The 11,096-nt window shown below is 45.8% G+C and carries 8 protein-coding genes and 1 pseudogene; 5 read left to right on the forward strand and 4 right to left on the reverse strand.

Annotation, left to right across the window (positions count from 1 at the left end; genetic code table 11):
- Positions 1 to 518: 518 nt before the first annotated feature.
- From AXFE_RS13515 to AXFE_RS13530, 3 genes are all read right to left on the reverse strand, one after another.
- The gene (locus AXFE_RS13515; RefSeq protein ID WP_052606485.1) at positions 519 to 3,035 is read right to left on the reverse strand and encodes a sugar phosphate nucleotidyltransferase; all 2,517 of its coding nucleotides are present in this window, start codon (positions 3,033 to 3,035) and stop codon (positions 519 to 521) included.
- Positions 3,036 to 3,164: 129 nt separating this feature from the next.
- The gene (locus tag AXFE_RS13520; protein WP_160291863.1) at positions 3,165 to 3,806 is read right to left on the reverse strand and encodes a CDP-alcohol phosphatidyltransferase family protein; all 642 of its coding nucleotides are present in this window, start codon (positions 3,804 to 3,806) and stop codon (positions 3,165 to 3,167) included.
- Positions 3,807 to 4,708: 902 nt separating this feature from the next.
- The gene (locus AXFE_RS13530) at positions 4,709 to 5,452 is read right to left on the reverse strand and encodes an MBL fold metallo-hydrolase (protein ID WP_052606488.1); all 744 of its coding nucleotides are present in this window, start codon (positions 5,450 to 5,452) and stop codon (positions 4,709 to 4,711) included.
- Between the two features lie 321 nt (positions 5,453 to 5,773).
- Here AXFE_RS13530 and AXFE_RS13535 point away from each other — a divergent pair, with 321 nt between their 5' ends.
- The 5 genes from AXFE_RS13535 (at position 5,774) to AXFE_RS13555 (ending at position 10,126) form a co-directional block, all read left to right on the forward strand.
- Positions 5,774 to 6,241, forward strand: coding sequence for a hypothetical protein (locus AXFE_RS13535; protein WP_052606489.1), 468 nt, complete (start codon positions 5,774 to 5,776; stop codon positions 6,239 to 6,241).
- Positions 6,242 to 6,339: 98 nt separating this feature from the next.
- Complete coding sequence (locus tag AXFE_RS13540) at positions 6,340 to 7,158, forward strand: cytochrome c biogenesis CcdA family protein (protein ID WP_052606490.1); 819 nt, start codon at positions 6,340 to 6,342, stop codon at positions 7,156 to 7,158.
- 105 nt (positions 7,159 to 7,263) lie between these two features.
- Entirely contained in the window at positions 7,264 to 8,016 is a 753-nt protein-coding gene (locus tag AXFE_RS13545; protein ID WP_052606491.1) for a (Fe-S)-binding protein, read from the forward strand.
- Between the two features lie 14 nt (positions 8,017 to 8,030).
- Entirely contained in the window at positions 8,031 to 9,452 is a 1,422-nt protein-coding gene (locus AXFE_RS13550) for a lactate utilization protein B (protein WP_052606492.1), read from the forward strand.
- Entirely contained in the window at positions 9,452 to 10,126 is a 675-nt protein-coding gene (locus AXFE_RS13555) for an LUD domain-containing protein (protein WP_052606493.1), read from the forward strand. Before AXFE_RS13550 ends, AXFE_RS13555 begins: the two co-directional genes overlap by 1 nt.
- Before the next feature lie 283 nt (positions 10,127 to 10,409).
- On the opposite strand, the pseudogene AXFE_RS13560 reads toward AXFE_RS13555, so the two are convergent.
- Positions 10,410 to 10,835 (reverse strand): annotated as a pseudogene (locus AXFE_RS13560) (ISL3 family transposase); the annotation flags it as partial.
- Positions 10,836 to 11,096 lie beyond the last annotated feature (261 nt).

Genomic DNA, 11,096 nt, shown 5'->3' on the forward strand with positions numbered 1-11,096 from the left:
GCTTGAGGCGAACTCCCGTCCCCAGGTTAGCCAAACAAGAGATCTATCTTTTTATCAACAAGCTAATCCCAGATCCACACAGTACTATTTTGATTTTCCGATCAATCCGAAAAGATTTTGATCTCACTGACCAAATTTTGCCAATCATAAAAGATCCACCGCAGATCCAACAGCCAATATCATGATTGATAAAAGACGAAAAGTCGCAAATGAAGACATTCATTTACCTCATTATCTACCTTAGTGAACCTCCCCAACCAAAACGGCGGAGCCAGAAGCCCCGTCCGTAAGGGCGGGGAGGTTCACTAAGGAGTAAGAGTCCGCAACTGCGATGCTACTGCAATCACACCTTCAACGGCAGCCTTGTTTGCTGAGATAGAAGCAAGGAGAGTGCTGTCTTTTATTCAAAAACAGTCAAATCAAAGATCGCTACTAAATTAAAGTCATAAGTAAGAAAAAATTATAGGGGTCCACCTTTTTAAAGGCCGACCCCTATTGATCTATTAACGAAGGCGAAGTTAACGAAGGCGAAGTCCAGATGAGTCGTTCACTATTACCGCGATTCTCTCCCTCAGAGAACTCAAAATACTTACTCCTTCAATTTCAGAGTCACTCTCCACCCATATATGCGTAATTGGCTCGACGGGATCTGGAGCTACCAAATACCACGATGAATTGGTCTCTGCATATATTCCATCGATAAGCGTGGTCTCTTGATCGCCGATACCATCCAAAAGGATCCTCATCACAATTCCCTTGGACTCCCAAGGAGTAATAACGGAGTCGTGAATTACTCGAATTGGCTCAATCTCCCCAACGACCTCGGCAAGGGTCCTATTGGTAACAGCCAAAAGCGAGAGAAGCTGGACCAACGCCGCGCAACCATCATATCCAGGAAGAAAGTTGGGAAAGATAAAGTTTCCTTCAACCCCAGCTACCAAATCACGGCCACGGGTAGCAGGCGAGGCCGCCTCCATAAGGCCACTTGTAGATCGCTTTGTAAAATGCAAGGTGCCGCCAAAACGCGTAACTGCATTTCGAAGAGCCTTTGGAGATCCAATAGGTACCGAAATCTGAGCCGATGGATTGGCCTCAGCGACTAACCGACAGAATATCACCTGAGATTCGAAGCCACTCAAAATTCGGCCCGTATTGTCCACGAGGATAATCTTCTCCCCAACAGAGTCGATTCCAATTCCAAATTCCGAACGTGATGTAACCACTAACTCAGAAAGGCGGCTCATGTTAGCAGACTGATCCGACTCGACAATTCGTTTCGTGGATGAGAAGGGGTTTATCCCCAAGACATCACCGCCGAGTTTCGACAAGACACTAGGAAAGATATGAGACGAAACACCAAAGCCATAGTCAACTACGAACTTAAAGTTACGATCTCGAATCCGACCTATCTCGGCTTGCTCAAGCAAGCTCTGGGCGTAAAACTCGGTATTACGGGCGGGAAAGTCCAATTCGCCAAGTTCAGAAGCCAAGACATTTCGAAAATCTTCTCGAGCTAAGCCACGTTCAATTTTGCGCTGCGAGGCCTCGTCGAGGTCAATTCCATTCTCATCGATGAATCGAATGACGACCGACTCCGGATCATCAGGATCCAGAACGACCGCTAGCCCCCCCTTGCTCGATGTATTTCGCACGTGAAAGCGCAAAGCTGGAATCGGTGCCACCTCGAGGTCCGCTACGTCAATTCCAACTGCATTCAATCCCACCATGAGTGCACGCTTTAACATTCGTGCCGCCCTAGAGGAGTCTCTGGCGGTCGATATTCTAGCACCAGGCTTCAAATTTGAACCAAATGCCATCGCGAGTCTAAGAGCAAGCTCAGGGCCGATATCGACATTAGCGATACCCGATACGCCATTGGATGAAAAGACACTTCTTGTCCCTTTGGACTCCCAAACGATCGATGTCAAAACAGTAGCACCGGATTGAACCGTCTTTGAAGGATAGATCTTCACCTTGGAAAAGAGCTGCGCACCATCGCCTACATAGCAGTCCGAGCCCAGGACAACTCCATCTTCGGTGTGCACACTTCTCCGCAAGTCACAAGATTTTCCAACGATAGTACCACGGATAATGCTACCTTCACCGATGTAGACATTCTCATGAATAACAGAGCGGTCAACCTCTGCGTGTTTAGAGATACGTGAATTAGAGCCGATTACGCTATAGGGCCTTATCTTGGCTTCCGGACCGATTCTACAGTTGTCTCCAATAATAATTGGACCTTCAAGCAAAGCAGTGGGATGTACCTCGGTCCCATCACCAAAGTAGACACCCTTGTCTACCATAAAGCCAAGAATTTCAAGATCTACACGATGATCCAAAATATCCTTATGCGCATTCAGGTATGCTTCCAAGGTCCCTACGTCTTCCCAATAACCTTCGCAAACCATGGCGTGGATCGGAATCGAATCCTCCAGTAGACGCGGAAAAACATCCTGAGAGAAGTCTAGGGCTTTACCAACTGGCATATAGGAAAATATCTCCGGCTCCAGAACATATATGCCTGTGTTGATAGTGTCGGAAAAGACCTGTCCCCAGGTTGGCTTTTCGAGAAAGCGACCTACAGTACCGTCGTCATTTGTCGTAACGATACCGAACTCCAGCGGATTCTCCATTGATTTGAGGCCGATGGTAGCTGTAGCTTTGTTGGACTGATGGAACTCAAGCAATGCACCCAAATCAATATCGGTTAGAACGTCGCCAGAGATAACCATAAAAGTCGACTCTAAAAGTTCACGACAATTCCCAACTGACCCAGCAGTACCAAGGGGTGAATCCTCATTAGAGTAACTAATCCGAATTCCAAACTCCGAGCCATCCCCAAAGTAGGTTCGAATCGCGTTGGCCATGAAGGCAACTGTGATAATCACCTCATCAAAGCCATGCTTTTTCAGAAGCGTTATTATGTGCTCCAACATCGGGGCATTTCCGATTGGCAACATCGGCTTTGGAGCGGTTGCCGTTAACGGCCGCAAACGGGTCCCCTCACCGCCAGCCATTATTACAGCTTTCACATAATCCCCTTCCAGCGCTACGAACTAGTCTCTTGGTGTGAAACTAGCAGGATAGCCACCCATTTATCAACATTTTGGTAATATTTACAGCCATCTAGGCAATTATCTACAAAATTCATAGTTCCTCGCTCAACGCGAAGGCGGCAAAACATTGCCTTTCAAAACCGGTATCAAGACTTTAGTCACGTAATTAAAGGCCGCCAAATAAAGGGTTACTATCCCGATTATTGCTAGTCCGAGGCCAATAAGGTGCAAAAATGAAAGATTCGGCGACTTAGACTCCCCCGCCACCAAAGTAGGCAACGCACACAAAAGTGCAAATGTACCTGCCTTACCTAGCCATATTACGTCTAGGCGATAGCTCCTGGTCTTATAGAGATAACTCGACAGAAGTGAGATAAAGACCTCTCGAACCATGATCACAATTCCAAGCCAAAGCGGAATCCATCCCTGTATTATTGCAGTTATCCCAACAGCGATGATCACTATTCGATCTGCCGATGGATCAATAATCTTTCCCAGTTCAGAGACTTGATTAAAGTGCCGAGCAACATATCCATCTAAAAAATCTGTAAGACCAATAAAGACTAAGATGGCCGTAGCTAAAACAAATTGTCCACGTCCTACTGCCTCGTATATCGCAACCGGCAAAAGACATAGTCGCGCCACCGTAATTAGGTTAGGTACAGTCAACACGCGTGAATTTGAATCGAATCTATACTGATCCATGTCTTTTGGTGATACACCATTTGGTTCTGTAGATTCCGTCAATAATGGACCTTTCTCCACGCTCTTACACATCTACCCAAATAGATCTCGACCTTAGTGCTTATGCTAGATACCTCGAAGAACGTATTTCAACTTAGCTTCTAAATACAACTATCTATCCTAATTCTAACCCGATGGTATCTAAAAGAGGATCTCGCCAACCGGAAGGTAAAAGTCATCCCAGAAACTTGTCCTAAAAACACGAGACCACCGCGCAAAAGGGAATCCGCAAAAAGGGACCTCGATCACTTGTCCAGTTTCATCAAAAGAGAGATGAAACTAACGCCAGGATGCCTCTTGACAAAGAACTCTTGGCCATTACGTGGCTAATGGATGCCAAATCATATGGATGCACCAGCGCTCAACAACCTAGCTACAGTCATTGGTAGCAAACAATCTTTCGGAAAAAATGACTTAACTGGAACAGCGGTCATTATATTTACCTATCCGGCCGACCAAAATAATTACCCCAATGAGCACATAGGGCCTAAAAGAGTCCCAAAACCGCTAATTTGCTCGTCCAGCAACTCAAAGAATTCAAAAGTCGATTGAGCTGGGATTCTAGAAAGGCAACTAATAGTGATTCGGTTGCCATCTCGCTAAAATGCCAAGGGTCTCTAAATGGGGTATAGTGCACTATCTCACCCTAGCGCTGGGCTTATTGCCAATTAGACAGCATGGGCCTAGTTGGTGGTTTTAGCCTCAAATCTACTAAACGATTCGTGAGCCAGGAAGAGCCAGGAACCCGAGGAGTCCTTCGATCTAAACTTTACGATGGAATCTAAAAGTATCTAAAACCGAACTACCGTAAATAGAACTACCGATCAATACATCACGGAATCGATCTTCACAATAAGCGAAAACCAGCAAAACCAAGGCTCAATCCTCTAGTTCAGACCTCTAGTTCAGACCTCAATTACATCGAAATCGTTAGCAATTAAAATCTCCCCTGAATACTTCGTCGACGCAACTTGGCGAGCCTGATTCGGGTCATTTGGATAGGCTACGTGAGTAATTACCAAACGAGCAACGCCTGCGGCTTCGCCAAGCTCACCTACTTCAAGAGCATCCATATGAATTCCGCGAGAAGACCATCTAGGCCTCTCAATCCAGGTTGACTCCGCCAATAGGATGTCAGCATTTTGAGCAAGGGCAACCAGAGAATCGCAGTAGGCACTGTCTGCGCTATAGACGATCGTGCGACCGTCCGACTCTGTAATTTTTATACCCAAAGTCCCATCGACATGATCAGTTTCGCAAAAGGTTAGCTCAAGATCACCCAACAAAATCTTAGAATTAACGTCAATCTTTCGAAAGTCAAAGACTTCCGCCAACGCTAGACCCGTAAGATTACACAGAGCCTCATAGGTGACCGCGGTAGCAAGTAATGGTAATTTATCCACCTTCGCACCGGGCACAAACTTCATAAAATGAAAGAGTGAGACCAGATCGGCCAAATGATCGTGGTGACGATGAGAAATAAATACTCCGGAGAGCAGTGAGGTCTCGCTCACGGCCAAAAAGTTAGAAAATGAACCATTGCCAAGATCCATCAGTAGATTCGACCTCTCCGATGTCACCAAATAACTGGAACAGGCCCTCAAGGGTGCCCCATAGGAGCCTGCTGAACCACAAATAGTAAGCTTCATTGGATTCCCGTATCTTTAGCTAATGTGCGTTATTAGAGCATATCACTCATGGCCGCCCACCAACGAAGATGGCTTCATAGCCCTATAGGGTTTACAGCTCATAAGCATCCTAACCTTCACAAAAGTATTCACAAAAAAGGGCCAAAGATGCTTTAGAGGACCCAAATGATCACAGATAGACAACCAAAAGTGTGGGTTCAACTTGATCGAAAAAGACGCGTGGTTGAATGAGAGCAATATTTCCGAAAAATACTTCATCATAACTGTCGGATAAGAGTGCGGAGATGCGATAATTATTACGGGTGGTGCAGGTTGTCTAAGGTGTTCTTTGCATTTTCGATACCAATTATAGGTATTTTGTTTCTCGGAATTGCACCGGCAGTTGGCTGGTCTCGACAAAAACGAAAGATTGAGGAGGCTCGCCTAAAAAGAGCAAGATTGCATTCGAGCGAGCGCGCGCGATTGATCGCTCAAAGTTTTCCAACTTCCCAATCCGCCGAGATCACCGGAGTCGTCAACTTCGATGCAACCATTTTGATAGGTTACAAAAGGGACTTTCCTAAGGATGGCTCATTGACCCCAGGTGAGACTGTCGGAGCGGACGGAACAGTAACGGGAACTTGGGTCGCTTGGACGCACAATTGTGCCGAAAGCGATATAAGCCGCCTTCAAACCTGGAGCAGCGATACGAAATCAATCGTATACCAAGTTGATAGTCAGAGCTCTGACCTGACCTTCATTGAGCCAATATCACAAGAGAAGGTAAAAGTCCAGCTCGTTCCGTCATAGGCCCCAAGGCAATTCAACCAAACTAGATTAACTAGCACGAAACCGCTTTAGGGTGTTGGCGTCCAAGATTTAAATCTCGAGCAGGAAAAAGGAGACACGTGGCAACAAGTCTTGGTTATATCGTGGCCTTTGGCGGTGGGATAATCTCATTCGCATCGCCATGCGTATTGCCACTTGTGCCCGCCTATCTTTCAATTATTACCGGCATAGACATTCGAGATAAAAAGCGCATTGAAGACAAAAAAGATTCACCGACAATCACAACTAAGGTCAAAACCCAATCCAAAACAGTCGAATCAATTAGTTCTACTCAGTTCCAAGTCGCCAAAGCGACACTCTATTTTATTTTAGGTTTTGGAACGGTATTTGTACTCTTAGGCATGACGGCGACTGCCTTGGGACGCTCGATCTTTCATAGCCACATCTTGATAGGACGAATTACGGGTCTCTTAGTCCTGGTGATGGGCGTTTTTATAGTAATCGGTGGTCTAGGACGGTTCAACATCTTCGCGTCGGAAAGGCGGTTTCATCCTAACATTGCACGCCTTGGCCGATTTGGGCCAGCAATCGCCGGGGTCGCCTTTGGCTTTGGATGGACACCGTGTATCGGGCCAATACTCTCATCTATTCTGGGAGTTGCAGCAAGCCAAAAAAGTGTGACGCAAGGAGCAATCCTGCTCGTCTTTTACAGTTTAGGTCTAGGGGTTCCTTTCATGATTACGGGCCTCGCCTATACCAGAATCAAGACGTCATTCGATTGGCTAAAACGTCAAAGTTCCAAACTCTCTCTCATCTCTGGATTCGCCTTAATATTCTTTGGATTGCTATTAGCGATGAACAGATTTTCACTTGTTACGATCGCCCTAAATGGCTTCTTCACGAAAATTGGCCTCTCCAAACTCGTATATTTAGGTTAAATTCCACTTCAAAGGCAAATTTAAATTTGAAGTGCTTCTCAGTTTGTAATTGATCATGTATCTATGTAGAATTTCAAAAACATTTACTGCAAGGTATCTATCGTTATGAATTCCCAAAAGATTGCAATCTTTGAAACCTGTCTAAACGGCGCACTATTTAGCCGAACCACCCAGGCCACTTTCAACGTTTTAACCAGGTACGGATACCAGGTGCATCTCCCAAAAACACAGGTGTGCTGTGGTCAAATGCACTTCAATACCGGCTATCCGGATCTGATCTCGGAGATGATTCGTTCGTTCGTTAAAACCAATATCGACTATGACTACGTCGTCTTTCCATCAGCTTCCTGTGCTGCAATGGTGCGCGAAAACTATCTCGAACTTGCGGGAGGATTTATGAGCCCAACCAATGTTCACAAACTTGCATCGATTCTAAATCGTTCATTCGAGCTCGTTGAATTTATAGATACCTATCATCGAGAAGATGTATCTAGCTCATACTTCCCCCATAAAGTAGTATTACATCCCACATGTCACTCAGTGCGATCGTTGGGTCTATTAGAGCCATCACTTAGAATTCTAGGCTCGGTAGACGGGATTGAATTGATCACAAACCCCACTCAAACGACCTGTTGTGGCTTTGGCGGTACGTTTTCAGTAAAAAACAATGACGTCTCTGAAGCGATGCTAGAAGATAAAGTCAACTCCATAATTTCCCTAGATGCGCAATATTTAGTCGCACTCGACAACTCTTGCCTGATGCATATAGGCGGAGGGCTCAAAGAAAAGGGATCGCAGATAAAGACGCTACACATAGCTGAAATACTCGCTAGCACTAAAGAGTCAGCTCTAGTTTAAGTGAACGGGAAATAATGTCTCAATATCCAATAAAAGCAGCACTTGGGCAATCAGGCGAGATTAAATTCTCGAAATTAGCCCACGAATTTACAAAGATTCCAGCCCTAAGAGCCAACCTAACCAACGCCACCGGAACGATTAGAAACAAAAGGGCTTCGGTAGTTTCTGAGGTCAGCAATTGGCAGACAATGCGCACCAGAGCCGCAATGATAAAAGATGACTCACTCGCTAATTTGGACGACTTGATAAAGACTCTAATTCAATCAGTCCAAGAGCGTGGTGGTCAAGTTCACTTTGCTCATGACGCTCGCAGTGCTAACGAGATTATCGTTGGAATAGCCAAAAGCCATAACTTCACTGAGGCCATCAAGGTCAAATCGATAACTACCGATGAAATTGGGGTAAACGACGCTCTTGCAAAGGCGGGCATCAAAGCACAAGAGACGGATTTAGCCGAACTGATAGTGCAACTTGCCGGGGAAATGCCTAGCCATATTCTGGTGCCAGCTATTCATAAGAACAGAGATGAGATAGCCGAACTATTTTCGTCCACAATCTCTAAGACAAAACTTGAGAACTCTCCCGCAATCCTCGCAGAGGCAGCTCGCGTTTATCTAAGAGAGAAGTTCCTAAGTGTACCGTTCGGAATCTCTGGGGCAAACTTTGCTGTGGCCGATTCAGGTTCAATTGCAATAGTTGAATCCGAAGGAAACGGTAGAATGTGCCTCACCCTTCCAGATGTCCTAGTTACAGTCATGGGTATCGAAAAGGTCATCAAATCATTTCAAGATGTACCGCTCTTTATGGAACTCCTAGCTAGGTCATCCACTGGCGAACGGATGAACCCCTATACAACTATCTTCCATGGCGTAACACCAGGCGATGGCCCCCAGGAATTCCATTTGGTGCTACTGGACAATAATCGATCCTCGATCCTCTCAGATCCGGTCTCGTTTGAGACGCTACGATGCATCCGCTGTTCGGCTTGTCTGAATGTCTGTCCCGTCTATGAAAGGGCTAGCGGATTTTCATATGGATCCGTATATCAAGGTCCAATTGGCGCAATCCTTGTACCACAGTTGCTTGGACCCGAACAAGCCGGCTCACTAGCATTTGCTTCGACACTATGCGGCGCCTGCTATGAAGTCTGCCCAGTAAAGATTAACATTCCAAGGATACTGACCTACCTAAGGAGCCGAGCCAACGAAGCCAATACCTCTAAATCTCAGCGTCGCGCCTTTGCCGTCGCCTCAGTCGTGATGTCGAATCCAAAACTCCTTCGAACGGCGTATGCTGGGGTAGGTTTTGGCAACGATCTTGCCGCCAAAATTCCAAAGAAGCTAATAGACGCTATCCCATTGATGAATAAATGGACCAAATCTCGAGGAATACCTAGTTCTCGACGGATTAATAAAATCTCCGGGAAGGAAAAATAATGAGCGGACCACACGACAATCCAGATCCATTAGAAGAAGGCGTATCCGCTATCTCGGTGGCGATTCGCCGCAACCCTAAGCTCGCGCAAGTACCATCGCAATATCGTCGCACTCCGAACCCTACCCATCAGGTCGAACATAACTTACTGGGAACATTTGTCGAATTGGCGCGCGACTACAAGGCCATAGTAGAAGTCGTATCGAGCAAAAACGTCTCGAAACTACTTTATGAATTAACCGAAAAAGACTCCCAAAAATCTTTAATAATGCCCGAGTCGTTACTTCAAGATCTACAGCTAAACATCTTGGACGATTTGCGGACGCACTTCGATCTAACTATGGATGATCCAAAACTAAATGCCTCGCAAATCTCACAAATCAACGCCTCGCTCACTGGAGCGTCCGCTGCTGCCGCCACAACCGGGTCGATAATTCTAAATAACCCAGTTACCGACGGTCGACGGATCATCTCCTTGGTTGTCGACTACCACTACTGCCTCTTGCGCGCCAGCTATATAAAGTCAAGCTTTACCGAAGCTATGGCAATGGTAAATCTAAAATATCCAATTACAGTAGTCTCTGGGCCCTCCGCAACCTCAGACATTGAACTATCAAGGGTTGAAGGCGTCCACGGTCCTCGGAAATTACGCATATTGGTCTTGGAGGATCGCTAAATCACGCTGAGGCATTAGATTTACACTCCAGGTTCTTCTTGAAAAGTCGTGGGAAGTAAACTAAATAGCTTTAACGAATCGAACTCAGCACGAATTGTGTGATTACACATTCCACGCGGTCGAACAACTAAAAACTGGCTCTCCTAACATAGATGTGGATCAAGCAACCCTTTCGTAGGGGAGCTTGAGATCAATCGGACCGCATGAAAGCATCACCAAAGCAAGTGTTGATTTTGCAGAGTGAAGACCATAGCATCTAGCAATGGCGGATCTAATTTATTGTTTAGACCCTCAAGCCTTCCGTTGGAGACACCCTTTTCAAGCTAGGGGGCTCAATAGCAGCCATAATTCCATCTTTATGGGTTCGAATTGTCTTTGATAATCTGACAAAGCTAGGTATCTGTGCTCGTGAAGCACGAGCACACCAGGAATCCAAGAACTCAGCTACTTCGTCATTGGATAATCCACTACCGAATATCCCTCTTAGGGATTCTTTCATCTCTAAGGGCTTTAGAAGTATTGCAGCGGTTGACTTTATTTGACGTAGAGTCTCATTTTGGCGTTGAGTCAAATCACCAGGATTCTTTAGTAATGCCCATCTTGCACTCACAAACCTACGGGCGTAATCTGGAGTAGGAAGTTTTCTCAGTTGGCGCCATAGGTCGCATCTTACCTCCTCCAGGGCCTCAGTGCCCAATTTAACGACATGAAAAGGATCGAGGTTGCGACCTAAGTATCTGGTGTGCGATCAGCGAAAGCTTTAGCAAAAGCTGGTCCCATGTCCATTGTTGCTACTTGTGTGAGAGCTTGGAACGTTGCGAACCAAGCTCACATAAGAACCCATCTAGACTCTTAGCGCTTTTTCCTTCTGCTCCATAGACGATCTTTCCAGTTTCATGATCTGTTACGGGCTCTAAATAACTTGGGTTATGTACTTATGGTATTTACGATAGGCAATCTCATCTACCCC

It is taken from the genome of Acidithrix ferrooxidans, from assembly GCF_000949295.1.
GTDB classification, from domain to species: domain Bacteria; phylum Actinomycetota; class Acidimicrobiia; order Acidimicrobiales; family Acidimicrobiaceae; genus Acidithrix; species Acidithrix ferrooxidans.

What these genes read in the sequence shown, in the direction of transcription:
- AXFE_RS13530 (WP_052606488.1), bottom strand. Translation starts at nt 5,452, where the DNA reads ATGAAGCTTACTATTTGTGGTTCAGCAGGCTCCTATGGGGCACCCTTG.
- AXFE_RS13545 (WP_052606491.1), top strand. Translation starts at nt 7,264, where the DNA reads ATGAATTCCCAAAAGATTGCAATCTTTGAAACCTGTCTAAACGGCGCA.
- AXFE_RS13550 (WP_052606492.1), top strand. Translation starts at nt 8,031, where the DNA reads ATGTCTCAATATCCAATAAAAGCAGCACTTGGGCAATCAGGCGAGATT.
- AXFE_RS13555 (WP_052606493.1), top strand. Translation starts at nt 9,452, where the DNA reads ATGAGCGGACCACACGACAATCCAGATCCATTAGAAGAAGGCGTATCC.